This window comes from Pantoea eucalypti, from assembly GCF_009646115.1.
GTDB classification, from domain to species: Bacteria; Pseudomonadota; Gammaproteobacteria; order Enterobacterales; family Enterobacteriaceae; genus Pantoea; species Pantoea eucalypti.
In genome coordinates, this window is the sequence record NZ_CP045720.1 from 2,688,946 (window position 1) to 2,714,833 (window position 25,888).

Genomic DNA, 25,888 nt, shown 5'->3' on the forward strand with positions numbered 1-25,888 from the left:
TCGCTACAGCGCAATTACTGCGTTGCCGCTGACTTTAATTCGTCGTTGTGCACTGTGGCAGGCTTATTCGCAGCGTTAGCCTGGTCAGCTTTCGCGTCACTGGCTGAGGCTGCTTTGTCTTCCTTCGCTTTCTCAGCAGCGGCTTTATCCGCTTTAGCCTTCTCAGATGCTTCTTTATCCGCTTTTGCTTTCTCAGCAGCCGCTTTATCTGCTTCAGACTTCTCAGCGGCAGCTTTGTCGGCTTCAGCTTTCGCTTTGGCTGCGGTCGCTTTATCCGCTTCAGCTTTATCAGCAGCAGCGTCATTCGTCGCTGCGGCTTTTGCGCTGTCGTCGTCAGACTGTGCTGCAGGTTGTGGTGCCGCCGCAGGTTGCATTGGCGTGCCCTGCAGCGCAGCATTCAGCGCCTGAGCGAACTGATCCCAGCTGCAATAGCCGTTTGCATCCGTCTCACAACCCGCCAGTTGCAGCGTAACGCGCTTCGGTGGGTTTTTCAGATTCAGCACGTCAGCGTTGCGCAGCTGATCGGCCGTCTGATAGACATACTCGACTTTGAGCAGGTCTTTATCCGTTTTCGCATCATGCCAGCGTTCGAAAACAACCTGGCCGCCAATCGGCGTTTTTTCGTAAGTATCAGGCAGCTCATAAGGTTTGACCTGCAACGCGCTAAGCAGCGAGGCGATATTCGAGTCATGACCCACCATCAGCGTGATTTTCGGCGCGTTGGCTTTGTCCTGATCCACTAACTGACTGCGGATGTAATCCACCAGTGGGGCCGCCACTTCACGGGAAACGTCCGGGCTGGTGAACAGGGCGTCCTGATAACCATTTTTAATGGCTGACAGCTCTTTCCACTGTTCAGGCGTCTTGATCTGGCCCCATGCAACCTGATCCAGCGGGAATCCTTCATAATACTGCAGCGTAAACGCATCCATCAGGGAGTTACCCACTTTCAGCGGGCCACTGACAGTTGGCTCTTTACCGTTTTCAGCGCTGAAGGTGTTCTGGCCGCTGCTGAGATCGCACTGCTTTTTATTGTTGCAGGCAGGCGATGCTTTATAGTCGACAATCTTTTCCAGGCGCTGGAAAGCAGGTTTCAGCGACAGTTTTTCATTTGCTGCGGTCATCGCGGCCAGTGCTTTCTTATTGAAAGCATCGCTGCCATCGGTGATGACCGGATTAAAGATAGGATCCATGGAGCCCATTTCATCCTGGTGTGTGACCGCGACGTCACAGCCTGGGAAGGCACCATTAACAAAGAACTGAGCCGTCGCAACGGTGCGTTGCAGGCTGTTAGCGTAGACAAAGACGTTATTACTGTCAGGACAGCTGCCGTTCTTCACCAGGCCCTGCTGTGCCAGCCACTGACGGGTGTAATTACCCATGTAGACTTCCAGCACGCCACCTTTAGTGGTCAGCTGTCCGCCGGGAACATCCCACTGCGGCCAGCTTTTTTTGGTGGACTGTTCCAGCACGCTGCCATTATCGGCCAGTGGCGCACGCAGATTGTGACGACTCAACATCAGCACCTGCTGCAGCTGCATGTCACCCTCAGCAGCAAATGCTACCGTTCCGACCGGCAATGCAGCGAGCACTGACAATGCGCAAAGACTCAGTTTCTTGATCATTGTGCCTATTCCATTTATTCAGTAAAGAAACACTCTGGCTATCAACCGATTAGCTCGCCTCAGAGCGAAGTAATCAACAGTGTAACTCAGCTCGCCTCGGAAAAGCGCCAGATGTTTGCAAAAACAGTGAGTGGACTATAGCAGAGATGCATCGAACAGATGAATGCGCAGCCGCGCGTCAGCAGCAGAGACGTGGTTTTTCGGACTGGAGGAAGAAGCTGGAACGTCAGAAACGAAACAGGCCAGCACGGAGTGCTGGCCTGTAAAATGTGGCGGAGGAGGAGAGATTCGAACTCTCGGATGGTTTCCCATCGGCGGTTTTCAAGACCGCTGCCTTAAGCCGCTCGGCCACCCCTCCGTTTTGAAACTGTACTGCATCGGCAAAACTATTGATTTTTACCGCTTTATTGCCCGTGGCAGATAAAGTGGCGGAGGAGGAGAGATTCGAACTCTCGGATGGTTTCCCATCGGCGGTTTTCAAGACCGCTGCCTTAAGCCGCTCGGCCACCCCTCCGCAATGACGCGCACTATAAACACCCCGTTTAGGGATGTAAAGCATCTATCTGTTTATTCGCCTGAAAAACAGCCAGATTGTGATTTTTTGGTGTCAAAATCGCCACTCTGCTCAAACAATTAGCAGATTAGCGCGTAAAGAAGGGTAAAACGCCTTTTCCCTCTTTAATGGGCTGCGTATTCTCGGCACATATTTAACGATCTGCTTATTAGTGTTCTGCTTAAAGGAGCGCAACATGGAAAGAATTGTCACCTCATCGCAGTCTTCACTGCTTTCAACGCACAGAGTTCTGCGCAATACCTATTTTCTGCTTGGGCTGACTCTGGCCTTTTCGGCGGTTACAGCTACCGCCAGCACCCTGCTTGCCTTGCCTGCGCCGGGCCTGATCCTGATGCTGGTCGGCTTCTATGGTTTGATGTTTTTAACCTACCGCCTGGCTAACAGCCCGATGGGTATTCTTGCCGCGTTTGCGTTTACCGGCTTACTGGGATACTGCCTGGGCCCTATTCTGAGCTCCTTCTTAACCGCAGGCATGGGCGACGTGATCGCACTGGCGCTGGGCGGTACGGCGCTGGTGTTCTTCTGCTGTTCTGCCTACGTGCTGACAACCCGTCGTGATATGTCCTTCCTGGGTGGCATGATGATGGCAGGTTTTGTGGTACTGCTGGTTGCGGTGGTCGCCAACATCTTCCTGCAGTTGCCTGCCTTGCATCTGGCTATCAGCGCCCTGTTTATTCTGTTTTCAGCCGGTGCGATTTTGTGGGAAACCAGCAACATCATTCATGGTGGCGAAACCAACTACATCCGCGCGACGGTAAGCCTCTATGTTTCGTTGTATAACATCTTCGTCAGCCTGCTTAGCCTGCTGGGTTTCGCCCGCAGCAACTAACCGGCAATGACATTCGGCCTGTAAAACCCCGCTTCGGCGGGGTTTTTGCTTTTACTGCCGGCCAGGTTTGCTAAACTGCGCCGTCATTTACAGAGAGGAGATCACGTGAATTTTAACGGTAACGAAATCGCCGTCGATGCCGAAGGCTATCTGAAGAGTACCGACGACTGGAGTGAAGCGCTGGCGGCACACATTGCTGAGCGGGAAGGCCTCACCATGACCGAAGCACACTGGGAAGTGGTCCATTTTGTGCGCGCGTTTTATCTGGAATTTAATACCTCACCCGCCGTGCGGATGCTGGTAAAGGCAATGGCGAAGAAATACGGGGAAGAGAAAGGCAACAGCCGCTACCTCTTCCGCCTGTTTCCTGAAGGGCCGGCTAAACAGGCAACGAAAATTGCCGGCCTGCCTAAACCGGCAAAGTGTCTGTGATTAACCGGTTGTAAAATCGCGGGGTGGCTCTGCGGGCTGGTGCGGTTCCACCAGCACCTTATCAACGCGCGCACTGCGGGGCCCGCCCGCTTTAAGCCAGGCGATTAGCGCTTCGACCTTCTCCGCGTCGCCCCAGGCCAGCACCTCGACGCTGCCGTCATCCAGATTCCGCGCGTAGCCCAGCACGCCCAGCGTCCTGGCTTCTGCCTGCGTACTGTAACGAAACCCGACGCCCTGGACGCGGCCATGAACCCATGCTTTAAAACAGGCTGCTGACATTATTCTCTCCTGCTGCTGTTCGTTGCAATTTCCCGTTATCCACCGGACAATGGCGCCTCATTTTTTCAGGTAAGCATAGCAAACTATGACAGTCAGATTGATTCTCGCAAAGGGACGTGAAAAGTCCCTGCTCCGTCGCCATCCATGGGTCTTTTCAGGTGCCGTTGCACGTCTGGAAGGTAAAGCACAACGGGGTGAAACCCTTGACGTTTGTGACAGCAACGGCAAATGGCTGGCTCGCGCCGCATATTCACCCGAGTCGCAGATTCGCGCCCGCGTCTGGAGCTGGCAGGCCGATGAATCCATCGATATCGCTTTCTTTGTCCGCCGTTTCGAACAGGCGCAGCAGTGGCGTAAATGGCTGGCGGCCCGTGATGGTCTGGACAGTTATCGCCTGATTGCCGGTGAGTCTGATAATTTGCCCGGCGTCACTATTGATCGTTTTGGCAACTTTTTAGTAATGCAGCTGCTCTCGGCTGGCGCGGAATATCAGCGTGCGGCGATTATCACCGCCCTCCAGCAGTGTTTCCCTGGCTGCGCCATCTATGACCGTTCTGACGTGGCCGTGCGTAAGAAAGAATGTCTGGAGCTGACACAAGGCCCCGTCACCGGTGAACTGCCACCGCCCCTGCTGCCGATCACAGAACATGGCATGAAGCTGCTGGTTGATATCCAGGGCGGCCATAAAACGGGCTATTACCTTGATCAGCGTGACAGTCGTCTTGCTACGCGTCGTTATGCCCAGGATGCACGTGTACTAAACTGCTTCTCTTACACAGGCGGATTCGCTGTTTCTGCGCTGATGGGTGGGTGTAAAGAAGTCATCAGTGTGGATACCTCTCAGGAAGCGCTGGACATAGCCCGTCAGAACGTTGAACTGAACGAGCTGGACCTTTCTCGCGCCCGTTTTGAGCGTGATGATGTGTTCAAACTACTGCGCCGCTATCGTGACAGTGGCGAGAAATTTGATCTGATCATTATGGATCCGCCCAAATTCGTCGAAAACAAAAGCCAGTTAATGGGTGCCTGTCGCGGCTATAAAGATATTAATATGCTTGCCATTCAGTTACTGAATCCGGGCGGGGTCCTGATGACCTTCTCCTGCTCCGGTCTGATGGCTACCGAACTGTTCCAGAAGATTATTGCCGATGCCGCGCTGGATGCGGGACGCGAAGTGCAGTTTATCGAACAGTTCCGTCAGGCAGCGGATCATCCGGTCATCGCCAGCTATCCGGAAGGCCTCTATCTGAAAGGTTTTGCCTGCCGCGTGATGTGACTTGAAAAATGGGCTCCTGACCCCATATTGGTAGGAGAGCTTTTTTTCGGAGGTCACTATGATTGCCAGTAAAATGATTGCCAGTAAATTTGGTATTGGTCAGCAGGTTCGTCATCGTTTGTCCGGCGTACTGGGCGTTATCGTTGATGTCGATCCTGAGTACTCGTTAGACGAGCCTAAAATTGAAGATGTTGGCGCAGAAGAAAAGATGCGTACCGCACCCTGGTATCATGTGGTGATGGAAGATGAGGAAGGCGATCAGGTTCATACCTATGTCGCAGAGATTCAGCTTTCAGGTGAAACCAGCATTGAACATCCTGAGCAACCGTCAATGGATGAGCTCGCTGCATCCGTACGTCAGCAATTGCAGGCACCTCATTTGCGACACTAATCTGTGGCGGCACGCTCTGCCGCCACCCCTGATTTAGCGCGTAATCCCCAGACGTGGAATTTCAATCTTCGGGCAACGATCCATAATGACCGTCATGCCTGCATCCTGAGCCAGCACAGCCGCCTGTTCATTAATCACGCCGAGTTGCAGCCATAATGTCTTTGCCCCGACGGCTATAGCCTCCTGGGCGACACCCCATGCGGCTTCAGAATTGCGGAAGACATCCACCATATCAATCCCGCCGGGTACATCCGCCAGACTGGCATAAACCTGTTGCCCCAGCACTGTTTTCCCTGCAAGTTTCGGGCTGACCGGGATCACGTCATAGCCCTGATCAAGCAGATACTTCATCACACCGTAACTGGGACGTTCGGGGCGATCACTTGCTCCAACTAAGGCGATACGTTGGGTTCGCGTCAGCACGTCACGAATTGTCTGGTCGTTCATGTTTCTCTCCTTTCAGGCCAGCGTTGAGTGTAGATGGGTGCGCTCGTTAACGGGTAAGTCCTGAGCACAATTAATTGAACCCGCGCACGAATAAATATGTTTAAATGTAAATTAACTGCCATAATGTAAGAATTTGCTACACATCCCCTTTCGTGTCATCAGTTACCGGAGTTGAAATGAAGCTGTCGCTGGCTGTAACGGGGTTACTTACACTCCTCGTTTCGGCGTCCTGTTCTGCCATCACATTAAAGCTTGATCCGCAAATCGAGCTACTGGTGCTGGATGGTCGAAAAATTTCAGGCTCGCTCCTCAAAGGAGCTGACAGCCTGGAGCTGGATCGCGGTCAGCATCAGTTTCTGTTCCGGGTAGAGCATCAGCGCAAAGGGCTGAAAGAGAATGTCATTGCCTATCAGTCTCTGCCGATGATTGTCACGTTCACTGCTGTAGCCAAAACCATTACTATTCGGCTGCCCGCGCTGGAGACAAAACGCGAGCGTTATCATTTTGACCGCAGCCTTAACTTCCAGCTGGTGGATGAAAAAGGCACGGAGATTACCAGCGTGCGTGACCACCTGCCGGCCATCACAACCGCCGACATGGAAAAAGCGATGCTGAATTATAACCGCACCCGCCAGATCGCCTCTGTGCCCCGGTTTGCAAATTCCGCTTCTGCTCCCCCCTCTTCCGTCAGGCTTACCGCCGACCTGGACTGGACTTCACAGGCCGAACTGCCCTCGCTGCACCGCTGGTTTCATCGTTTCGATGAAGCGACGCGCCAGCAATTTATGACACTGGTCAAAATGCTACGTACGAGTTGATAGCGTTAATGGGCCAGAGGTAAACTCAGGATCCCTCTCATTGCGCATGAGCCTTATCAGGACGCCTCTATGGAACAGACTGTTCGCACCCTTGGCACCATAAAACATATCGCGCTGGTCGCCCATGACCACTGCAAAGCCGCACTGCTTGACTGGGTTAAACAGAATCAGCCCGCGCTGGAACAACACATCCTCTATGCGACCGGGACGACCGGGAATCTGATTAATCGTGATACCGGTCTGAACGTGACAGCCATGCTGAGCGGTCCGATGGGCGGTGATCAGCAGGTGGGTGCGCTGATTTCAGAAGGAAAAATTGATGCACTGATTTTTTTCTGGGATCCGCTTAACGCCGTGCCGCACGATCCGGATGTCAAAGCGCTGCTGCGTCTGGCAACCGTCTGGAATATTCCGGTTGCCACAAATCGCTCCACAGCGGACTTTATTATTCAGTCGCCGCTGTTTGCGCAAAGCCTGGAGATTATGATTCCCGATTATCAGCGCTATCTGGCCGATCGCCTGAAATAACTCAGGCTTTACGCAGTACTGGCACACCGAGCTCGCGGAAGTCATCGACAAACGGTGACGGCGCTGCTTTATCGAACAGTAAAAAGACCTGCTGACGCGCTCGCGTCAGTGCCACATAGGCCAGACGGCGCTCCTCCGCATGCGGGAAAGGTTCGGGCTGCGGCAGTAAGCCCTGTTCAATAACTGACTCGCGAACTTCCGCCGGGAACCCCTCTTTGCCCTGCTGTAAACCCAGCAGAATGACATAATCCGCCTGCTGGCCTTTGCTGGCGTGGATCGTCATAAAGTCCAGATTGAGTTTCGGCCAGCGGGTTCGGGCTTTATCCAGTATGTCTGGCCGCAGATAGTGATAGCGCGCCAGCAGCAGAATACGCTCATCCGGTTGCGCATAACCACTGAGCTTGTTCAGCAGGGCGTCCAGCTGATCCTCTGCCAGCAATGCAATCGATTTCTTATTGCCTTTGGTGACGCTATTCAGTGGTTTTGCCAGCTGTAGAGGATTCTGCTGGATAAAACGATTAGCAATATCGCCAATGCGATCGTTAAAGCGGTAGGTGGTGTCGAGCACGCAACGATCACCCTCACCAAAATAGTGATGGAATGCGGTCGTCAGCGTCATCTCTGCGCCGCTGAAGCGATAGATAGCCTGCCAGTCATCGCCAACCGCAAACAGGGCGGTGCGCTTATTCTGCTGGCGGAGTGCGCTGAGCAAGGCGGCACGCTGAGGTGAAATATCCTGGAACTCATCCACCAGTATGTGTTTCCACGGACTGATAAACCGCCCTTTTTCGAGAACAGCTATGGCCTGATGAATCAGACCCGAAAAGTCGACCGCGCCCTCCTCTTTTAACGCACTCTTCCACGCTTTCAACAGCGGTGCCATCAGTTTGATGCGTTTACTGAAGAGATCCCGGACCTCTTCCGGCACATCCGCGATCATAGCTGCCTGTGCACCTCCGTGCATGCGCATCAGGCCGAGCCAGCGCTCCAGTCGTGACGCCAGCCGCTTTGCCAGCCTGTCTTCCTCCCAGAAAGGCCCCTCCGGTAATTCCCACTGCAGTTCGTCACGCAGCCACTGACGCCAGCCGTTTGCCATCGCTTTCTTCTCATAGCACTGCTGCTGCCATTCCCGGATCAATAACGCGCGACGCGCATCCGCATCACTCTCCAGCCTGCTGATAACCGGCTGCTTATTGCTGCCTTCACGAATAATATGTAGCGCCAGAGAATGGAAGGTTCGCGCCTGGATGTCACCCGCGGAGAGCCGTGACTGGATACGCTCGTTCATCTCTTTGGCAGCCTCGCGGCCAAATGCCAGTAACAGGATTTGATCGGCGCTGGCCAGCTTGCGCTGCATTAACCAGCCTGCCCGGGCCACCAGTACTGACGTTTTACCGCTACCGGCGCCAGCCAGCACCAGCAAAGAATTTTCGCCGTTGACCACCGCCTCACACTGCGACTGATTCAGTGGCGTGCTCTCGACGCTGGCAAAGAATGCCTGATGACGGCTTAACATAGCGGCCGTCCAGTCGCGGTTTCGCTGCTGCAAGGCCGCGTCACCCTGATCCAGCCAGCGCTGACAAAACGCCCAGTTCTCGCGGCAGTCAGCAAACTCTTTTAAGCGGATAAGAGGCATTGGCAACGCATCGAACTGTTTGAGAATTTTTGTTTTCAGCCCCTGCAGTTCGTGGCGGTTGAGCCAACGATCCTGCGCGCCAAAGGTCTCGATTTCATCATGCAGCGACTGGAGTACCTCACGGCAGACTGCGCTCATCTCCAGACTCCAGCTCTGCCAGGCCTGCATCAGATAGTGGTGAAAGCGCTGCGTCTCCTGCCATTCCGTTCCGTGCAGCCGAACCACTTTTTCATCGGCCAGCAAAAATTCCAGTTCGCCCCATACCAGCCCACGCTTGCAGGCAATATCCAGTAACTGGTTAAAGGGGATCAGATACTCGTGCTTATCGCCACTGACTTCGACGCCCGCCGCCATCAGGCGGACACGATTATAAGGATGCTGGGCAAGTCGTTTGCCCATCGAGGTTGCTTTCAGTTCCACGCCGACACCAACGTCAGATAACAGGATTAAGGGGAGTTTACCTGTCAGACCCTTAGCGCTCCAGCCTTAAAACAAGCTAAACTTGGCGTCACATCTTGCGGAATGCAAAAGGAAAAGACGATCATGCGCACCGTTTTAAATATTCTTAATTTTGTCCTGGGTGGCTTTTTCACCACGCTGAGCTGGCTGTTTGCCACGTTAATCAGTGTCGTGCTGATTTTTACCCTGCCACTGACCCGCTCCTGCTGGGAAATTACAAAGCTCTCGCTGCTGCCGTTTGGCAACGAGGCGGTGCATGTCGATGTGCTTCGTCCTGAAAGTAAGAGTCATATTCTGAATACCGGCGGAACTTTCCTGAATATTTTCTGGCTGATTTTCTTTGGCTGGTGGCTCTGCCTTTCACATATCTCGGTGGGGATTGTGCAATGCATCAGCATCATCGGTATTCCAACAGGGATTGCGAACTTTAAGATTGCCGCTATCGCCCTCTGGCCGGTTGGACGCCGCGTGGTGTCCGTGGAAGAGGCGCGCGCCGCGCGCGAAGCCAATGCCCGCCGCTATTAATATGATGTCGGATGCAGTGCCTGGCTGGCGAAAATATCTGTTTAATAGTACGTGGCGCTATCTGCTGCGGATTTTGTTTGCGCTGAGTGGCTGCGCTGCCATCCCCTGGTGGCTGCATCAGATTGAGTGGACGATTCCCTTAACGCTGGGGGTGGTCGCGGCTGCGCTGGCCGATCTTGATGATCGCCTGGCCGGTCGTCTGAAGAATCTGCTGATTACCCTGCTTTGCTTCTGCATCGCCTCCGTTTCAGTAGAACTCCTGTTTCCCTATCCGTTCGCCTTTATTGTCGGGCTGGCGATCTCGACATGGGGCTTTATTCTGCTGGGTGCCCTGGGCCAGCGCTACGCCACTATCGCGTTTGGTGCGCTGCTGATTGCGGTCTATACCATGCTCGGCATCGGGCTGTTCAGTCAGTGGTATATGCAGCCGATGCTGCTGCTGGTCGGCGCGCTGTGGTACAACCTGCTGACGCTGCTGGGTCATCTGATGTTTCCGGTCCGGCCGGTGCAGGAACAGCTGGCTGGCAGCTTTTCACAACTGGCGCGTTACCTTGATGCCAAAGGGAATCTCTTCGATCCGGATGCTGGCGAGCAGGATGACGCCGCGTTTATCGATGCGGCGATGGTCAACAGCCAGTTAGTGGCGCAGCTCAACCTGACCAAAACTACGCTGCAGAGTCGACTGCGTGGCGATCGCGGATCACGCGGTACCCGCCGTAGTCTGCACTACTATTTTGTGGCGCAGGACATTCATGAACGGGCCAGCTCGTCCCATTTGCAATATCATCTGCTGCGCGGTGACTGGCGCTATAACGAAATTCTGTTTCGCTTCCAGCGTCTTCTTAACATGCAGGCACAAGCCTGTCGCCAGCTGGCACACTGCATTCTGATGCGTGAAAGATGGGTGCATGACAGTCGATTTGAGCGCGCGTTTGAACGATTACAAAAAGCAATTGAACGTCTGGAGCAGCGCGAGCCTGAGGCCGAGCATACCCGTGCCCTTTTCTGGCTGCTGCGCAATCTGCGCGCCATTGATGCCCACCTTGCCTCCATCGAATCTGAACAGACGCTGGCCGGTGAAGATCCTCAGCACAGCGATAATCTGCTGTCACGCGAAGGATTAAGTGGCTGGAGTGACATCCGGCTGCGCTTTAGCCGTCATCTCTCTCCCTCATCGGCGCTATTCCGGCATGCAGTTCGCATGTCAGTCGTGCTCTGTATCGGCTATGGCTTCATTAAGATCACCGGACTCGAGCGGGGATACTGGATTTTGCTGACCAGCCTGTTTGTCTGCCAGCCCAACTACAACGCAACGCAGCGGCGACTGGCCTTACGTATCGGCGGAACACTGGCGGGCATTGCTATTGGTCTGCCCGTTTTATGGCTGGTGCCCTCAATTGAAGGGCAGTTAATCCTGATTGTGATTTCCGGCGTGCTGTTCTTCGCTTTCAGGCAGGTACAGTATGCGCAGGCCACGCTGTTTATCACATTGCTGGTTCTGCTCTGCTTTAACCTGTTAGGGGAAGGCTTTGAGGTCGCCCTGCCACGCGTAGTGGACACCTTACTCGGCTGTGGCCTGGCCTGGCTGGCTGTGGCTTTTATCTGGCCAGACTGGCGCTTTCGTCAGTTGCCGGCGGTGGCTGAACGAACCCTGAAAGCGAACTGCCGCTATCTGGATGCGATCATGGAACAGTATCATCAGGGCAAGGATAACCGTCTCGCCTATCGCATTGCCCGCCGTGACGCACACAATGCAGATGCCGAGCTGGCATCCGTGGTTTCAAACATGAGCAGTGAAAGTCGCACCAGTCAGAAACTGCGCGAATCGGCTTTTCAGCTGCTTTGCTCAAACCACTCGTTTCTGAGTTACATTTCTGCACTCGGCGCGCACCGTGACAAAATTACGGCACCAGAACTGCTGACCTTGCTGGATGATACAGTTTGTTATGTTGAGGATGTGCTTCAGACGGACGTAGTCAGCGATGAGCATGTTGAAACAATGCGCCATCAACTGGCTCATCGCATCAGCCAGTTGGCCGCAGATGCGGATGTGCGTGCGCCGCTGGTGCTTCAGCAACTCGGACTGCTGGTAGCCTTAATGCCTGATGTGGCTCGCCTGCGCCGCACGCTTATTGCTGATTAGCCTTCTTCGCCTCTGAAGTCTGGTTTCGATAAAAGCGTGCGTTGAAACCATGCATTCAGCTCGGCACGGGTGGCCAGTGGCAGTGCGGCCGCATGGTGGCCCGTAATCGCACCCTGCAGCGCCAGTAGTGTCTGAAATCCAACGTGCTGGTTGATCGCTTTTAACTTAAGCCAGCACTGTTTGGCTCCCATCTGGTAAAGATGATTGACACTCATCACGCCCGCCTCGTACAACATGACTTCCATGCGTACACTGAGATTAGGCAGATCTTTCAAACGCGGAGAGGCTTGTCTGTGCTGCAACTCGCGCTGTGCCGTTTCTAAAGAGGCCGCGGAGAGCGTCAGAAGATGGTCAGGATCCCGCCATAAGGCTTCATCGACCTGAAAGTAATCAAGCTTCACTGACTTGCCCCGTTTGCGAAAAATCAGGGGCTGGAGCGGACGGTCGGTAATGTAATCCCGCAAGGGTTCACTGGCCCGCAGGTAGAGTTCATCTTTATTAATTAACGCGAAAACCACGCTTTCGACAGCCAGTGCATAGCCACCAAACTGGGTCCGGGACTCAATTGTTCCCAACGGGCCCAGGTGCGCTCTGGAGCGCTCGACAACCGGATTAATCTTTTTCATTGCACCACCTCCATGTAAGAAATATCTGGTAAATTACGTTGTGTATCAGGTAATTAGAAGATAAAAAAAAGTGGCAGCGGGTTCAATGAATAAATAGTGCTTCAACTAATCTTGTCGCGTTTTTGCGAGGCGTTTTCAGAAATTTGGGTTGATCTTTATCCAGGATGACAGTACTGTATATTCATACAGTCCACTGCTGGTGATTAACTTATGCGAACACAACATCCTAATAATGCACGCTATGCTCATCATTATGCGTCCTCTTCTGTTCCGTCCACGCAGGGTGGTGGAATTACTGAGTTACGTTACAGCGAGCAGCCCGGTATGATGCAGATGATGCTGTTGCCGTTATTACAGCAACTGAGTCAGCAGTCACGCTGGCAGTTGTGGTTAACACCGGCACATAAACTGAACCGCACCTGGTTGCAGGAATCAGGCTTACCATTAGATAAAAGTATGCATATCGCCGATTCTGAACGTCTGAATGCGGTTGAGGCGATGGTTAAAGCGTTGCGTACGGGAAATTACAGCGTTGTTCTGGCATGGATTCCGTACGATCTTGATGAAAATGAGCGTCGTCAACTTGAAAATGCGGCAGCTGAGGGTGAAGCGCTGGGTTTGATTTTGCGGGCCAGTGGGACAACGGAAGCGCCTCTGAGACCGCAAAGTGCGATAAAAATTCAGTCGGATTTGTTTCATTAAGTAAAAATAAGAAGTTTCCCAGGCTATTATTCTTATCAGTTGTCGCTAAACCACTGATTCTGTTAGTTCGAGCTGTGACAATGGGTTAGCAGGTTTTTTGGGCTTTTTGCTGCGACGTTACGACCATCCTAATTGTTAGAAATTGTGTATAAACCGCTGTTTTTTTACAGTAGCGCCTCACATCATACTTGTAAGTTTCCAATCTCGTTGTAGACTTTAGCTCGCCAGGGTGCTCAATAACCTCCGTTTTTTGCGGTAGAGTCATAAGCGAGCGTTTTGACCCGGCGAAGGATTTAAACCAAGAGCAACCTTTTTGCTCATTGCCTATTTGGATGATAACGAGGCGCAAAATGAAAAAGACAGCTATCGCAATTGCAGTGGCACTGGCTGGCTTCGCTACCGTAGCGCAGGCCGCTCCGAAAGATAACACCTGGTACACCGGTGCTAAACTGGGCTGGTCTCAGTATCACGACACTGGCTACTACGGTCACGGTTACGAGAACAATGACGGTCCAACTCATGAAAGCCAGCTGGGCGCAGGTGCGTTCGTTGGTTATCAGGCAAACCCATACCTGGGCTTCGAGATGGGCTATGACTGGCTGGGTCGCATGCCTAATAAAGGCAATGTGACTAACGGCGCATTCAAAGCACAGGGCGTTCAGCTGGCTGCTAAACTGAGCTACCCAATTAATGACGATCTGGACGTGTATACTCGTCTGGGCGGCATGGTATGGCGTGCAGATGCAACGCAGACTAACCCAACTACTGGCCGCATCAGCGACCACGACACCGGCGTATCTCCGCTGGCTGCAGTTGGTGTTGAATATGCGCTGACTCAGAACTGGGCTACCCGTCTGGATTACCAGTGGGTTAACAACATCGGTGATGCACAGACCGTTGGTGCTCGTCCAGACAATGGCATGCTGAGCGTAGGCGTTTCATACCGCTTCGGTCAGGATGACGTCGCTGCTCCGGCGCCAGCTCCGGCTCCAGCACCAGCGCCAGTTGTTGAAACCAAGCGTTTCACTCTGAAGTCTGACGTTCTGTTCACCTTCAACAAATCTACCCTGAAGCCAGAAGGCCAGCAGGCTCTGGATCAGCTGTACAGCCAGCTGAGCTCAATGGATCCTAAAGATGGTTCCGTTGTCGTACTGGGCTTCACCGACCGCATCGGTTCAGAGCAGTACAACCAGAAACTGTCTGAGAAACGTGCTCAGTCAGTCGTAGATTACCTGGTCTCTAAAGGTATCCCTTCTAACAAGATCTCTGCACGTGGCATGGGTAAATCTAACCCAGTTACCGGCAATACCTGTGACAGCGTGAAAGGCCGTAATGCCCTGATCGATTGCCTGTCTCCGGATCGTCGCGTAGAAATCGATGTTAAAGGCATCAAAGACGTTGTAACTCAGCCACAGGCTTAAGTTTACATGTCATAAAAAACCCCGCCAAGGCGGGGTTTTTTTATGCCAGTAATAAAGCTGGCATCAGGCGTTCAGGGATGACATTGCTCCCGTTACGTTACTCGCTTTCAGAGCCTGAATTACCCAGGATCGCCTGCAAATCCTGTTTCAGGCTGGACATCTGAGTGGCATATTTCTCTTTACGTTCTGCATCTTCTATCAACTGAACAATTGTTTCAGAAAGCGTGCAGCCGCGCCGCTGTGCCAGTCCCGCCAGTCGTTGCCAGACCAGATATTCAAGGTCGATGGATTTTTTACGGGTGTGCTGATGTTCAGCATTGAAATGGCGTTTTCGCCGGGCACGGATAGTCTGTTTCAGCCGATTATCCAGATCAGAATGGATATGTTCCGCGATCCATTCATTCACCGTGACCGGATTATTTTCCATCGCCAGAAGCTTATCGACTGCAGCCTGCGCCGCACTTAATTCAAGGTGACGCGTGATCAGTTCACCTTCCCGATGTTTTTTCACCAGGTATTTCCACTTCCATCCACATTCAAGATTTTCGAGTTGCTGGTATTTCATCGGAATCTCATCGTGATCACGTAACGAACTAAGAATAACAGCTTTTTTCCCGGATGCAGCAACGAAAAACATGCTGTCATCATCACATCTTCAACAGGAAGTCTGCAGTGCTTAACAAGGGTGATTCCTGTATAATCTCGCTTTTCTTAATACAGACAAATGCGATTATTTTGACCAGCACCCAACTTACGTGGCAGACCTTACAGCCGGATAGCGCGCAATACCAATCCGTTTTCTCCCGAATTGCTGATGAAGAAACTGATGCTCTGGCAACGGTACAGCCCCGTTTGCTGAATGCACTTGCGCATTTACACCATCAGACGCAAGGGTTCCCATTACTGCTGGTTCGTAGCCAGGAAAATCGCGATTATCTGGCATTCATTGCCCAGGCCGCACAACGGGTTATGGCCGACAGTACCACGCTGTATGGTGGTGACTACCATATCATGGCAGATAATGTCACGCTCCAGCCTCCCTCCGATCCACAACGCCCGTTCACCAGTCAGGGTGGTATTCACTTTGCTGAGTGGATTGAGATGGAACAGTTGTTTGGCTGCGTGCGCCAGTATAAAGATCGCATCCAGCTCGAGCCGGGCCTGATACATCGCGCTAACGGCGGCACGCTGGTGCTTTCGTTGCAAAGCCTGATGACGCAGCCCATTCTCTGGTTGCGCCTGAAAAAGTGTATTGAGCAGGGCTATGTCGAGTGGACATCCCAGGACGAACGCCAGCCACTGCCGGTTTCCATTCCGCCTCTGCCACTCAGTCTCAATCTGGTCCTGTGTGGCGAACGTGAAACCCTGGCAGATTTTCAGGAGCTCGACCCTGAAGCACACGAAATGGCCATCTATACTGAGTTTGAAGAGAACATTCAGATTCTGGATGAGGATGACATGCTTGCCTGGTGTCGCTGGAACGCAGAACTGGCACAGCAGGCGGGGCTGCCCCTGCCGGAAGAGGACTTCTGGCCCGAGCTGATTAAAGAAGGCGTTCGCTATAGCGGCGATCAGGATACCCTGCCACTTTGTCCCCGCTGGCTCCAGCGTCAGATGCGCGAGTCAGCCCTGATGGGCGATGAACAACTCAACGCTGAAGCGCTACGTGATGCGTTGGAAGCGCGCTTATGGCGCGAGAATTATCTCAATGAACGGATGCGTGATGAGATCCTGCTGCGGCAGATTCTGATTGAAACCGAAGGTGAAGTTGTCGGTCAGATTAATGGTCTGTCAGTGGTGGAATTTCCTGGCCACCCGCGCGCCTGGGGCGATACTTCTCGCATTACCTGCGTGGTCCATCCTGGTGATGGTGAGTTCATGGATATCGAACGCAAAGCGGAGCTGGGCGGGAATATCCATGCCAAAGGTATGATGATTATGCAGGCTTACCTCACTGCCGAGCTGGAACTTGATCAGCAACTGCCCTTCTCGGCCTCAATGGTGTTTGAACAATCTTATTCCGAAGTGGATGGTGACAGCGCCTCGCTGGCTGAACTCTGTGCCTTAATAAGCGCATTGGCAAATCAGCCCATCAATCAGCAAATTGCTGTCACCGGCTCGGTCGATCAATTCGGCAACGTGCAACCTGTGGGCGGGCTGAATGAGAAGATCGAAGGCTTCTTTGATATTTGCCATCAGCGAGAACTGACGGGCCAGCAGGGAGTGATTATTCCTGCCTGCAATGTGCGTCATCTTAGTCTGAACCAGGCTGTTGTCACGGCGGTTGAGCAGGGTCGCTTCCACATCTGGGCCATTGACCAGGCCGAGGAAGCACTGCCGCTGCTGACGGGGAAAATCTGGAGTACCGAGGATGGTCTGGGTGATTGCCTGCTGAATACCATCCAGGAACGCATTAGCCTGTTCAACCAGCCGGACGGTCCGCAACGTCCCTGGGCGCTGCGCTGGCTTAACTGGTTTAACCACCGTTAATCCGATTTGCTCAGCGTACAACTGTTCGCTAATATTCGTGATTCACTAAAACAAGGCTTATTGAAAACATGGTAGATAAACGCGAATCCTATACCAAAGAAGATCTGATTCTGTCAGGTCGTGGTGAACTGTTTGGCGAAAATGGTCCGCCGCTTCCATCCGGCAACATGCTGATGATGGACCGCGTGGTCAAAATGACCGAAGACGGCGGCAAATATGACAAAGGCTTTGTTGAAGCGGAGCTGGATATCAATCCCGATCTCTGGTTCTTCGGTTGCCACTTCATTGGCGATCCGGTGATGCCGGGCTGCCTGGGCCTGGATGCCATGTGGCAGCTGGTTGGTTTCTATCTGGGCTGGCTGGGCGGCGAAGGTAAAGGCCGTGCACTGGGCGTGGGTGAAGTGAAATTCACCGGTCAGGTGTTGCCAGAAGCGAAGAAAGTTACTTACCGCATTCACTTCAAACGCGTGATCAACCGTAAACTGGTGATGGGCGTGGCAGATGGTGAAGTGCTGGTTGACGGTAATCTGATCTATACCGCCAGCGATCTGAAAGTCGGCCTGTTTAAAGATACCGCCGCTTTCTAAGCGTTTCCTCCGGAAACAAAAACCTCCGCGCATGGCGGAGGTTATATTCCCTTTTCAGTGACATCCGGTTATGCAGCTACCGACCTGTCCTCCATGGCTTGTCGCCAACCTCCCAACCAGTGAGACTTAGCGTCAATCAACTGATACGGACACATCTCTTTTGAGCGTCCAGTAATGCCTGCCTGATAACCACGTGAATGGGCGCGTTCGAGGCGGTCTCGTTTCTGTCTCTTCATACTCCGTGTCCCTCATGTAAGGTCTGTGGAATCTGGTGGAAAGAAAAGTGGTGATTTAATGTTCAACCACCCTTATGTTCTACCTCCTGCGAATCTAAAGATCAATGCTCAATCTTCATGCCAGTGTCATAAATGTGACCTTAATCGGTAAAAATAACGACGTTTTGTGATGCACACATCAACATCATCTCTCTGATTAAGCTAATAAAAAAGCCCCTGACCGGCGTCGAAAAATCACGACAACCGGACAAGGGCTTAGCTTATTTATTCACATTAATCTTAATTTAACGCAACCACACTGTTGGCAATCTTCTGCGCAGTCTGTTGCCAGCCCGCCGCCAGCGTGCGGACCATAGCATCATAGCCATCTTCGGTTTGCGGCAGAACCAGATTAAACGCCTGCTTAGTCAGACGGCCCTGATGTTCCAGCGTCCATTCACCACTGACGATCGCTTTGCCATCGTAACGTCCCTGGAAGCCGGTGACCGTCACGTTAAGCGTATCGTGTTGCGCACCTAACGGTGAACCGGCCACCAGCCGGCCTGGCAACGCCTTGCTCAGGTTAGTGATCAGCGTCTGCTGCAACTGCTGATCGAGCGGACTGGCCCAGAGATTATTTGTGGCGATGACATATTTGACATCGCTGGTCTGATAAACCAGTCCATTGCCTGCCAGATAATCCGGCACCGTCACCTGCTGCACCCACAACATCGGCTGCGCTTCATTCAGCTGGCTGCTGCTGACCTGCATGGATGCCGCCCCGGAGGGCAGCTGATACCAGGTATTGTCAACGCTGCTACTGCACGCACTTAACACCAGCGCGGCACAAAGTATCAATCCTTTCTTCACTGTTTCGCCCTCTTCGGCTGGGGATCCTGTCCCGGTTTCGCCTCAAATACCAGCGCATTGCTCTTATTGTTGAGCGTTCTCAGTACCGGCTGAAGTTCACGCAGTACCTGATCCAGTCGCTGCATATCGCCTACCACTTTGGTGTAGGCTGGCGAACCTGGCTGCAGGCCCTTCATGCTGCGGTTCAGCTCGCGCAATGTCTGCTGCAGATCTTCCGGCAGCGTTTTCATCGCCGGACTGCCAGTGACTTTGTTGATGTTGTCGATGGTGCGCTGCAGATCACGCATCGTTTTCTGGCTCTCTTTCAGTGTACCTGTGGCTTCGTTAACCATGCCGTTCAGTGGAAGACTGTTGATTTTATCCAGTGCCGCCATCAGCTTCTGCTGAATCTGGCTCAGGCCACCACTGACCGTTGGGATCACTTCATAGCCAGAGACTTTCTGTGGTCCTTTATAGGCTGGCGCATTGTCATAGAAGTCGAGATCGACATAGAGTGCGCCCGACAGCAGGTTGCCCGTTTTCAGCGTGGCACGCAGACCGCGTTTCTTACCATCCTGCAGATGCTGTTCAAGATCGAAATTTTCACCCAGCCGGCTGATAAAGCGATCCGGCTCAATACGAATCAGTACCGGTACGCGGTAATCATTATTCAGCGCCTGATCCAGGCCTGCTTTCATCAATGGCGCTTCAGAAACGGTACCCAGACGAATACCCCGGAACTCAACCGGCGCGCCTGCCTGAAGACCACGAATCGAGTCGGTGAAGAACATCAGGTAATCAATATGGTTGGTATAAAGTGAGTCCTGAATACTGCGCTGATCGTCAAACAGATGATAATCAGATTTGTTCTGCGCAGGCTCACCCAGTTCCCAGCCATCCGGCACATCAAAACTGACGCCACCACTGAAGAGCGTCGTGAGCGAACCCATTTCTACGCGCATGCCAGAGGCAGACATATCCACGGCGATACCGCTGTCCTTCCAGAAACGCACGTTGGTCGTCACCAGGCGGTCGTAAGGCGCAGCGACAAACAGCTGATAGGTCATCATACGTTTATCAGTATCAAAAACGCTGGTCTCAACCGTACCGACGCGATAGCCGCGGAACAGCACCGGATCGCCCGGATTAAGCTGACCCGCTTTTTTGCTGTCGAGAATAATGCGGATACCTTTCGCATCTGGCGGCGCTAAAGGAGGGGCATCGAGCAGGTTAAACTGTTCTGGCGCTTCACTTTTGGTGCCGGGCTGTAATTCAATGTAGGCACCTGACAGCAGCGTTCCCAGCCCGCTGATGCCTTCACGTCCTATTTGCGGTTTCACTACCCAGAAAACACTGTCTTTATGCAGCAGTTTTCCCATACCCGCATTAAGACGGGCCTTAATTTCTACATGGTGGAGATCGTCGCTTAACACCGCGCTCTCCACGATACCGACATCCACGCTGCGACTTTTAATTGTGGTTTTACCCGCAACAATGCCTTCGGCGTTTTCGGTGATTAAGGTGACTTCAGGCCCCTGATGGCTGAAATGGTAGAACAGGATCCACCCGCCAATTAACAGCGTAACGATGGGGACAATCCAGACCGGCGACCAGCGCTTAATCTGTTCCACCTTTGCATGGCCGTGGTTAGTTTCCGTCAAGGCGCGACTCCTTCATATTGTTTTCGCGTACACGATCCCAGGTTAATCGCGGGTCAAAGGTCATGGCAGCAATCATGGTGATAATCACCACCATCGCAAACAGTACTGCCCCCCACGCGGGATAAACATTCATTAATTGCCCCATACGCACCAGCGCAGAGAGCACTGCAATCACAAACACGTCAATCATTGACCAGCGGCCAACAAATTCAACCACTTCATAAATTTTGTGCATCCTGTGGCTGTCACGCCGTCCGCGCCCGCTGGCATCCCAGCAGAGCCAGCCAATCGCCAGCATTTTTAGCGTAGGCACCATAATGCTGGCGATAAAAATCACCAGCGCTACCGGATAAGAACCGTCATCCCACAGCACAATCACCCCCGCCATAATATTAGAGGGATACGCTGTGCCGAGGGTTTCCGTCACCATGATCGGCAACAGGTTGGCGGGGATATAAAGCAGTATGGAGGTAAACAACAGCGCCAGCGTCCACTGCAGGCTGTGCTTTCGTCGCGCCTGCGCCGTTACGCCGCAGCGCGGACAGGTATGCTCAGCTTCAGGCAGAATGGCCGTACAGCATGGGCAGGAACGCAGGCCCTGCTCTAAACCACTGATGCCCACTTCGGGCAGATGAGGTAGCGCGGGTCGGGGGGAGAGACTCTCCCACAACTCGCGCCGGTCAACGCACTGAAAGGCCCGAAGTTGTAACAGACAAAACAGCACCCACGGCCAGAAACTGGTCTCCAGGCCAATCTCACCGTAGGCCATCAGTTTGACGAAGCTGACCAGCACGCCCGCCATAAAAATTTCTGCCATGCCCCAGTTACGCAGCTGAAACAGGATGCGTGCCAGACCAATTTTAAGTCGGGTTGGAAAAGGAACCGGATTGACCAGCAGTATAATGGTGATCATGCAGAAAGCCGGGACCGCCTGCACAAAGAGCAGGAACAGCGTCGCCAGGCTGCTGTAATCTTCCGTCACCATGACCTTGGGGATCTGCGAAAGTGTAATCTGGCTGGTCAGCCCCGCAACTTTCATTGAGACAAAAGGAAACAGATTCGCCAGCAGCAGCATAAACAGTGCTGCCAGCGCATAGCCCGTCGGTCGTTTGCGCGGCTCGTGCCAGTTGGCCGTCAGGGAGGTGTGGCAGCGCGGGCATGATGCACGGCTGCCAACGGGAATGTCCGGCAGCTTAATCATTAAATCGCATTGTGGACAAAGTATCCACGCGTTACTTTTCACTGCTGAACACATCCGTTAGCCCTGCCCTACGCGCCGTTTTTCAGTGACTCAAGCTCTTCCCAGCGCGCAAAAGCGGTTTCCAGCTCCTGCTCAGCCTGCGCCAGATTATCCAGCACCGGCTGTGTCTGATCGTGTGCCTGACTGAAGAAGTCCGGGTGACTCATCTTCGCCTGCAGTTCGCCGATGCGCGCCTCCAGCTGCTCCAGTTTTTGCGGCAACTGTTCCAGCTCTCGCGCCAGGTTGTAGCTGAGTTTATTTACGTTACGCTTCGCATCACTCTTCTCTGCGGCAGGCTTAGCGGTATTAGCCGTCGCTTTTGCGGGTGTGGCAGCTCTGTGCTGACGGTAGGCGGCGCGCTGCTGCTGAGCATCGTGATAACCGCCTACAAAGGTGCCGATTTCGCCGTTACCTTCAAAAATCCAGCACTCAGTGACGGTATTGTCGACGAACTGACGATCGTGACTGACCAGTAAGACAGTGCCCTGATAACCATCAATCAGCTCTTCCAGCAGCTCCAGCGTTTCGACGTCGAGGTCGTTGGTTGGTTCATCCAGAATCATCAGGTTGCTGGGACGCAGGAACAGACGCGCCAGCAACAGGCGGTTACGTTCACCACCCGAAAGTGCGCGCACCGGCGTCATGGCACGTTTAGGATGGAACAGGAAGTCCTGCAGATAGCCCAGCACGTGGCGCGGTTTGCCGTTAACCAGCACTTCCTGCTTGCCTTCGGCCAGGTTGTCCATCACGGTGCGATCCGGATCCAGTTCAGCGCGATGCTGGTCAAAGTAGGCCACTTCCAGCTTGGTGCCGGAATGCACGCGGCCATGATCCGCTTTTAATTGCTGCAGCATCAGACGCAGTAAGGTGGTTTTACCGCAACCGTTCGGTCCAATCAGCGCAATTTTGTCGCCACGCTGAACCTGGGTTGAGAAATCCTTCACCAGCACTTTGCCGTCGACCGCGTAGTCGACATGTTCCAGCTCAAACACAATTTTGCCGGAGCGGGACGCTTCGCCCACCTGCATGTTGGCTTTGCCCATGACTTCGCGACGTTCCGAATGCTCACGACGCAGCGCTTTCAGCGCACGCACACGGCCTTCGTTACGTGTACGACGGGCTTTGATGCCCTGACGGATCCACACCTCTTCCTGCGCAAGCTTGCGGTCGAATTCTGCGTTCTGCATCTCTTCAACGCGCAAGGCTTCTTCTTTGCCTTCCAGATAGAGATCGTAGTTGCCCGGCCAGGAGACCAGCTTGCCGCGGTCGAGATCGACGATACGTGTCGCCATGTTGCGGATAAACGAACGGTCATGCGAAATAAAGATGATGCTGCCGGTGAAGTTCTTCAGGAACGTTTCCAGCCAGTCGATGGTTTCAATATCGAGGTGGTTGGTTGGCTCATCCAGCATCAGCACGCGCGGGTTACTGACCAGCGCACGGCCCAGCGCCGCTTTACGCAGCCAGCCGCCAGAGAGCGACGACAGTTCGGTATCGGGCTGCAGACCAATCTGCTCCAGCACGTCATGGATGCGGCTTTCCAGCTGCCACAAATTCTGATGGTCGAGAATACTCTGCAGACGCGCCATCTCATTGAGGTTTTTATCGCTTGGATCGTCCATCACCACATGGGAAATGGCGTGATAGGCTTTCAGATGCTCAGCCTGCTCTTCAACGCCCTCAGCCACGAAGTCATAGACCGAACCGGTGATGTTACGCGGTGGATCCTGTTGCAGACGCGCAACCACCAGATCGGTTTCATAAATAATGCGGCCATCATCCAGCGGCTGTTCGCCGTTGATGATTTTCATCAGTGTGGATTTACCTGCACCGTTACGGCCCACCAGACAGACGCGTTCGTTCTCTTCAATGTGCAGTTCGGTGTTGTCTAGCAGCGGCGCATCGCTGAAGGAGAGATAAGCGCCGTGGATACTGATTAATGACATGTAATCTTATTCCTTACCGGCGTGAGTGATCAGCCAGCAGTTGTGAATTTGACGGTTACGCGCGAAGTCCTGCGACTGTGTTTTCTGGGTAATATCCTGCGCCTGCAGGCCCAGTGCTTTCAGGCCATCCATGTCCATTTTGAAACCGCGTTTGTTATTGGAGAACATGATGGTGCCGCCGCGACGCAGCAGGCGCTTCAGGTTACGCATCAGCATCATATGATCGCGCTGAACGTCAAAGCTCTCTTCCATACGTTTTGAGTTGGAGAAGGTTGGCGGATCGATAAAGATCAGGTCAAAATTCTCGTCACTCTCATTCAGCCAGCTCAGGCAGTCTGCCTGCATCAGGCGGTGCTGACGCCCGGTCAGTCCGTTAAGACGCAGGTTGCGCTCCGCCCACTCCAGATAGGTCCGCGACATATCTACCGTGGTGGTCGAACGCGCCCCACCCAGACCGGCATGCACACTGGCGGTGCCGGTATAGGCAAACAGGTTCAGGAAATCTTTGCCCTGGCTCATCTGGCCGAGCATTTTACGGGCAATGCGGTGATCGAGGAACAGGCCGGTATCGAGATAGTCGGTCAGATTCACCCAGAAATGCGCATTAAACTCTTTAACTTCGAAATAGTCGCCCTTTTCGCTGAGCTTCTGATACTGCGCTTTGCCTTTCTGACGCTCACGCGTTTTCATAATCAGACGGTCGGCAGGCAGTTCCAGTACGCTCAGGGTCGCGCTGATCACATCGAACAGGCGCTGACGCGCTTTGTTCGGATCGATCGTTTTCGGTGGCGCGTATTCCTGGATAATCACCCAGTCGCCATAGCGATCGACAGCGACGTTGTAGTCTGGCAGATCGGCGTCATAAATGCGGTAGCATTCAATGCCTTCCTGACGCGCCCACTTCTCCAGCTTTTTCACATTTTTACGCAGACGGTTCGCGTAATCTTCCGCAATCTGACCGGCGCTTTCATGGCTGTTGACCGCAAGCTGATAATTTTTCTGAACGCAATCCAGCGGACCGTTTTTCGCTTTGAACTGGCGGTCGGCACGCAGTTGCAGGCAGCTCAGCAGTTCAGGCGAGGCGCTGAACAGCGACAGATTCCAGCCGCCAAAATGCTGCTTCATCAGACGTCCAAGCTGGCTGTGCAGCGCAATGAGGGCGGGTTCGCTCTCCAGACGTTCACCGTAAGGCGGATTGCTCAGCACCGTGCCATGCACAGCCGGATCGACCGGATTGGTCAGCTTCAGCAGGTCCTGTTGAGCAAAGGTAAAGAGTTCATAAACGCCTGCGCGACGGGCATTCGACTGCGCCCACTCCAGTACACGGCCATTATTATCATAGCCAAAGAAGCGCGCCTGGGTGGCGGCGGTGCCCGCACGGGCACGCGCCTGCGCCTCGGCTTTCACATCCTGCCACAGAGCAGCATTAAACTGACTCCAGGCGGTGAAGCCCCAGTGCTTGCGCAGCAGGCCTGGTGCGCGATCGCAGGCGATCAGTGCGGCTTCAATCAGCAGCGTACCGGAACCACACATCGGATCGATCAGCGGCGTGGTCGGCTCCCAGCCAGAACGCAGCACAATCGCTGCGGCCAGCGTCTCTTTCAACGGTGCCTGACCGGTTTGCTGCCGATAGCCGCGCTGATGCAGCGAGCTGCCGCTGAGATCCAGCGCAATACTGGCACGATCGTCATTCAGCCAGACGTTGACACGGATATCCGCCTGCTCACGATCGACATTCGGCCGCTCGAGGTTTTGACGGGTAAAGCTGTCCACGATGGCATCTTTCACTTTCAGCGCGCCAAACTGGCTATTACGAATCGAGTCGTTGGTGCCGCTGAAATGCACGACAAACGTTTTGTCGCTGCCGAACATCGTCGGCCAGTCCACGCTCTGTACACCCAGATAGAGATCAAGATCGCTGTAGACGCCAAACTCTCCCAGCGGCAACAGGATGCGTGATGCTAAACGACTCCACATCAGACTTTGGTACATGGCGCGATCGTCGGCTTCGTAGTGAACGCCTCCCTGCACCACTTGCAAATCCTGCGCGCCCAGCGCGTCCAGCTCACTTTTTAACAGCTCTTCGAGCCCACGCGCCGTGCTGGCAAACAGAGAATTCATATCGTCACTTTTTAACTCTTAAGAAAATTGTCGCGCATTATAGCGAATCGGAGACCTATGTCATAAAG

General features: G+C 53.5%; 24 protein-coding genes and 2 tRNA genes. 12 read left to right on the forward strand and 14 right to left on the reverse strand.

The features are described 5' to 3' along the window. Positions 1-14: 14 nt before the first annotated feature. The 3 genes from agp to EE896_RS12630 form a co-directional block, all read right to left on the reverse strand. Entirely contained in the window at positions 15-1,625 is a 1,611-nt protein-coding gene (agp, locus tag EE896_RS12620) for a bifunctional glucose-1-phosphatase/inositol phosphatase (RefSeq protein WP_140915859.1), read from the reverse strand. Positions 1,626-1,895: 270 nt separating this feature from the next. Then, a tRNA-Ser gene (locus EE896_RS12625) sits at positions 1,896-1,983 on the reverse strand. A gap of 68 nt (positions 1,984-2,051) precedes the next feature. Then, positions 2,052-2,139: transfer RNA gene (locus tag EE896_RS12630), tRNA-Ser, on the reverse strand. Between the two features lie 235 nt (positions 2,140-2,374). On the opposite strand from EE896_RS12630, the gene yccA reads away from it, so the two are divergent. Beyond that, complete coding sequence (yccA, locus tag EE896_RS12635) at positions 2,375-3,028, forward strand: FtsH protease modulator YccA (protein WP_140915858.1); 654 nt, start codon at positions 2,375-2,377, stop codon at positions 3,026-3,028. A 105-nt stretch (positions 3,029-3,133) separates the two neighbouring features. Continuing rightward, positions 3,134-3,460 (forward strand): sulfurtransferase TusE, encoded by a 327-nt coding sequence (gene tusE / locus EE896_RS12640; RefSeq protein WP_003850016.1) that lies wholly within the window; start codon positions 3,134-3,136, stop codon positions 3,458-3,460. Here tusE and yccX read toward each other — a convergent pair whose 3' ends face one another. Next, positions 3,461-3,739: an acylphosphatase gene (gene yccX, locus EE896_RS12645; protein WP_003850019.1), complete on the reverse strand. Its 279-nt coding sequence runs from the start codon at positions 3,737-3,739 to the stop codon at positions 3,461-3,463. A gap of 85 nt (positions 3,740-3,824) precedes the next feature. Here yccX and rlmI point away from each other — a divergent pair, with 85 nt between their 5' ends. Further along, a complete protein-coding gene (rlmI, locus tag EE896_RS12650; protein WP_140915857.1) occupies positions 3,825-5,015 on the forward strand; it encodes a 23S rRNA (cytosine(1962)-C(5))-methyltransferase RlmI in 1,191 nt (396 codons plus the stop codon). 73 nt (positions 5,016-5,088) lie between these two features. Beyond that, positions 5,089-5,406 carry a heat shock protein HspQ gene (gene hspQ / locus EE896_RS12655; RefSeq protein WP_010246651.1) on the forward strand — a complete coding sequence of 106 codons (318 nt, stop codon included), beginning with the start codon at positions 5,089-5,091 and terminating at the stop codon, positions 5,404-5,406. A gap of 33 nt (positions 5,407-5,439) precedes the next feature. On the opposite strand, the gene EE896_RS12660 is transcribed toward hspQ, so the two are convergent. Then, positions 5,440-5,853 carry a CoA-binding protein gene (locus EE896_RS12660; RefSeq protein WP_140915856.1) on the reverse strand — a complete coding sequence of 138 codons (414 nt, stop codon included), beginning with the start codon at positions 5,851-5,853 and terminating at the stop codon, positions 5,440-5,442. Between the two features lie 176 nt (positions 5,854-6,029). Here EE896_RS12660 and EE896_RS12665 point away from each other — a divergent pair, with 176 nt between their 5' ends. Further along, a complete protein-coding gene (locus EE896_RS12665; protein ID WP_008925883.1) occupies positions 6,030-6,671 on the forward strand; it encodes a YccT family protein in 642 nt (213 codons plus the stop codon). 69 nt (positions 6,672-6,740) lie between these two features. Then, complete coding sequence (gene mgsA, locus EE896_RS12670) at positions 6,741-7,199, forward strand: methylglyoxal synthase (RefSeq protein WP_003850029.1); 459 nt, start codon at positions 6,741-6,743, stop codon at positions 7,197-7,199. Between the two features lies 1 nt (position 7,200). Here mgsA and helD read toward each other — a convergent pair whose 3' ends face one another. Continuing rightward, positions 7,201-9,255 (reverse strand): DNA helicase IV, encoded by a 2,055-nt coding sequence (gene helD / locus EE896_RS12675; protein WP_140915855.1) that lies wholly within the window; start codon positions 9,253-9,255, stop codon positions 7,201-7,203. A 123-nt stretch (positions 9,256-9,378) separates the two neighbouring features. On the opposite strand from helD, the gene EE896_RS12680 reads away from it, so the two are divergent. Together EE896_RS12680 and yccS are read left to right on the forward strand one after the other, a co-directional pair. Further along, entirely contained in the window at positions 9,379-9,819 is a 441-nt protein-coding gene (locus EE896_RS12680; RefSeq protein WP_003850033.1) for a YccF domain-containing protein, read from the forward strand. Continuing rightward, on the forward strand, positions 9,803-11,962 hold the full coding sequence (yccS, locus tag EE896_RS12685; protein ID WP_008925881.1) for a YccS family putative transporter: 2,160 nt from the start codon (positions 9,803-9,805) through the stop codon (positions 11,960-11,962). Before EE896_RS12680 ends, yccS begins: the two co-directional genes overlap by 17 nt. Here the strand turns inward: yccS and EE896_RS12690 are convergent. Further along, on the reverse strand, positions 11,959-12,588 hold the full coding sequence (locus EE896_RS12690; RefSeq protein WP_003850036.1) for a TfoX/Sxy family DNA transformation protein: 630 nt from the start codon (positions 12,586-12,588) through the stop codon (positions 11,959-11,961). The two genes, yccS and EE896_RS12690, sit on opposite strands and share 4 nt — an antisense overlap. A 210-nt stretch (positions 12,589-12,798) precedes the next feature. On the opposite strand from EE896_RS12690, the gene sulA reads away from it, so the two are divergent. Beyond that, positions 12,799-13,290 carry an SOS-induced cell division inhibitor SulA gene (gene sulA, locus EE896_RS12695; RefSeq protein WP_003850038.1) on the forward strand — a complete coding sequence of 164 codons (492 nt, stop codon included), beginning with the start codon at positions 12,799-12,801 and terminating at the stop codon, positions 13,288-13,290. A gap of 350 nt (positions 13,291-13,640) precedes the next feature. Beyond that, positions 13,641-14,711, forward strand: a complete 1,071-nt coding sequence (gene ompA, locus EE896_RS12700) for a porin OmpA (RefSeq protein WP_140033554.1) — start codon at positions 13,641-13,643, stop codon at positions 14,709-14,711. Between the two features lie 97 nt (positions 14,712-14,808). Here ompA and matP read toward each other — a convergent pair whose 3' ends face one another. Continuing rightward, positions 14,809-15,276: a macrodomain Ter protein MatP gene (gene matP, locus EE896_RS12705; RefSeq protein ID WP_008925878.1), complete on the reverse strand. Its 468-nt coding sequence runs from the start codon at positions 15,274-15,276 to the stop codon at positions 14,809-14,811. A 53-nt stretch (positions 15,277-15,329) separates the two neighbouring features. Between matP and EE896_RS12710 the strand changes: the two genes are divergently transcribed. Continuing rightward, positions 15,330-17,201: an AAA family ATPase gene (locus tag EE896_RS12710; protein ID WP_050540844.1), complete on the forward strand. Its 1,872-nt coding sequence runs from the start codon at positions 15,330-15,332 to the stop codon at positions 17,199-17,201. Positions 17,202-17,269: 68 nt separating this feature from the next. Continuing rightward, positions 17,270-17,788, forward strand: a complete 519-nt coding sequence (gene fabA / locus EE896_RS12715; protein WP_008925876.1) for a bifunctional 3-hydroxydecanoyl-ACP dehydratase/trans-2-decenoyl-ACP isomerase — start codon at positions 17,270-17,272, stop codon at positions 17,786-17,788. Between the two features lie 68 nt (positions 17,789-17,856). On the opposite strand, the gene rmf is transcribed toward fabA, so the two are convergent. The 6 genes from rmf to rlmKL form a co-directional block, all read right to left on the reverse strand. Continuing rightward, the gene (gene rmf / locus EE896_RS12720) at positions 17,857-18,024 is read right to left on the reverse strand and encodes a ribosome modulation factor (RefSeq protein WP_008925875.1); all 168 of its coding nucleotides are present in this window, start codon (positions 18,022-18,024) and stop codon (positions 17,857-17,859) included. A 279-nt stretch (positions 18,025-18,303) separates the two neighbouring features. Continuing rightward, positions 18,304-18,873, reverse strand: coding sequence for a membrane integrity-associated transporter subunit PqiC (gene pqiC / locus EE896_RS12725; RefSeq protein WP_008925874.1), 570 nt, complete (start codon positions 18,871-18,873; stop codon positions 18,304-18,306). Beyond that, positions 18,870-20,513 carry an intermembrane transport protein PqiB gene (gene pqiB, locus EE896_RS12730; RefSeq protein ID WP_008925873.1) on the reverse strand — a complete coding sequence of 548 codons (1,644 nt, stop codon included), beginning with the start codon at positions 20,511-20,513 and terminating at the stop codon, positions 18,870-18,872. The genes pqiC and pqiB overlap by 4 nt, the downstream gene beginning before the upstream one ends. Continuing rightward, positions 20,500-21,768 carry a membrane integrity-associated transporter subunit PqiA gene (gene pqiA, locus EE896_RS12735; RefSeq protein WP_008925872.1) on the reverse strand — a complete coding sequence of 423 codons (1,269 nt, stop codon included), beginning with the start codon at positions 21,766-21,768 and terminating at the stop codon, positions 20,500-20,502. Before pqiA ends, pqiB begins: the two co-directional genes overlap by 14 nt. A 14-nt stretch (positions 21,769-21,782) precedes the next feature. Further along, complete coding sequence (locus EE896_RS12740; protein WP_140915854.1) at positions 21,783-23,699, reverse strand: ABC transporter ATP-binding protein; 1,917 nt, start codon at positions 23,697-23,699, stop codon at positions 21,783-21,785. A gap of 6 nt (positions 23,700-23,705) precedes the next feature. Next, a complete protein-coding gene (gene rlmKL, locus EE896_RS12745) occupies positions 23,706-25,820 on the reverse strand; it encodes a bifunctional 23S rRNA (guanine(2069)-N(7))-methyltransferase RlmK/23S rRNA (guanine(2445)-N(2))-methyltransferase RlmL (RefSeq protein WP_008925870.1) in 2,115 nt (704 codons plus the stop codon). Positions 25,821-25,888 lie beyond the last annotated feature (68 nt).

Excerpts from the sequence above, each read along its gene's own strand:
- agp (WP_140915859.1), bottom strand. The coding sequence starts at position 1,625 with ATGATCAAGAAACTGAGTCTTTGCGCATTGTCAGTGCTCGCTGCATTG.
- yccA (WP_140915858.1), top strand. The coding sequence starts at position 2,375 with ATGGAAAGAATTGTCACCTCATCGCAGTCTTCACTGCTTTCAACGCAC.
- yccX (WP_003850019.1), bottom strand. The coding sequence starts at position 3,739 with ATGTCAGCAGCCTGTTTTAAAGCATGGGTTCATGGCCGCGTCCAGGGC.
- rlmI (WP_140915857.1), top strand. The coding sequence starts at position 3,825 with ATGACAGTCAGATTGATTCTCGCAAAGGGACGTGAAAAGTCCCTGCTC.
- hspQ (WP_010246651.1), top strand. The coding sequence starts at position 5,089 with ATGATTGCCAGTAAATTTGGTATTGGTCAGCAGGTTCGTCATCGTTTG.
- EE896_RS12660 (WP_140915856.1), bottom strand. The coding sequence starts at position 5,853 with ATGAACGACCAGACAATTCGTGACGTGCTGACGCGAACCCAACGTATC.
- EE896_RS12665 (WP_008925883.1), top strand. The coding sequence starts at position 6,030 with ATGAAGCTGTCGCTGGCTGTAACGGGGTTACTTACACTCCTCGTTTCG.
- mgsA (WP_003850029.1), top strand. The coding sequence starts at position 6,741 with ATGGAACAGACTGTTCGCACCCTTGGCACCATAAAACATATCGCGCTG.
- EE896_RS12680 (WP_003850033.1), top strand. The coding sequence starts at position 9,379 with ATGCGCACCGTTTTAAATATTCTTAATTTTGTCCTGGGTGGCTTTTTC.
- yccS (WP_008925881.1), top strand. The coding sequence starts at position 9,803 with ATGCCCGCCGCTATTAATATGATGTCGGATGCAGTGCCTGGCTGGCGA.
- EE896_RS12690 (WP_003850036.1), bottom strand. The coding sequence starts at position 12,588 with ATGAAAAAGATTAATCCGGTTGTCGAGCGCTCCAGAGCGCACCTGGGC.
- sulA (WP_003850038.1), top strand. The coding sequence starts at position 12,799 with ATGCGAACACAACATCCTAATAATGCACGCTATGCTCATCATTATGCG.
- ompA (WP_140033554.1), top strand. The coding sequence starts at position 13,641 with ATGAAAAAGACAGCTATCGCAATTGCAGTGGCACTGGCTGGCTTCGCT.
- matP (WP_008925878.1), bottom strand. The coding sequence starts at position 15,276 with ATGAAATACCAGCAACTCGAAAATCTTGAATGTGGATGGAAGTGGAAA.
- EE896_RS12710 (WP_050540844.1), top strand. The coding sequence starts at position 15,330 with ATGCAGCAACGAAAAACATGCTGTCATCATCACATCTTCAACAGGAAG.
- fabA (WP_008925876.1), top strand. The coding sequence starts at position 17,270 with ATGGTAGATAAACGCGAATCCTATACCAAAGAAGATCTGATTCTGTCA.
- rmf (WP_008925875.1), bottom strand. The coding sequence starts at position 18,024 with ATGAAGAGACAGAAACGAGACCGCCTCGAACGCGCCCATTCACGTGGT.
- pqiA (WP_008925872.1), bottom strand. The coding sequence starts at position 21,768 with ATGTGTTCAGCAGTGAAAAGTAACGCGTGGATACTTTGTCCACAATGC.
- EE896_RS12740 (WP_140915854.1), bottom strand. The coding sequence starts at position 23,699 with ATGTCATTAATCAGTATCCACGGCGCTTATCTCTCCTTCAGCGATGCG.
- rlmKL (WP_008925870.1), bottom strand. The coding sequence starts at position 25,820 with ATGAATTCTCTGTTTGCCAGCACGGCGCGTGGGCTCGAAGAGCTGTTA.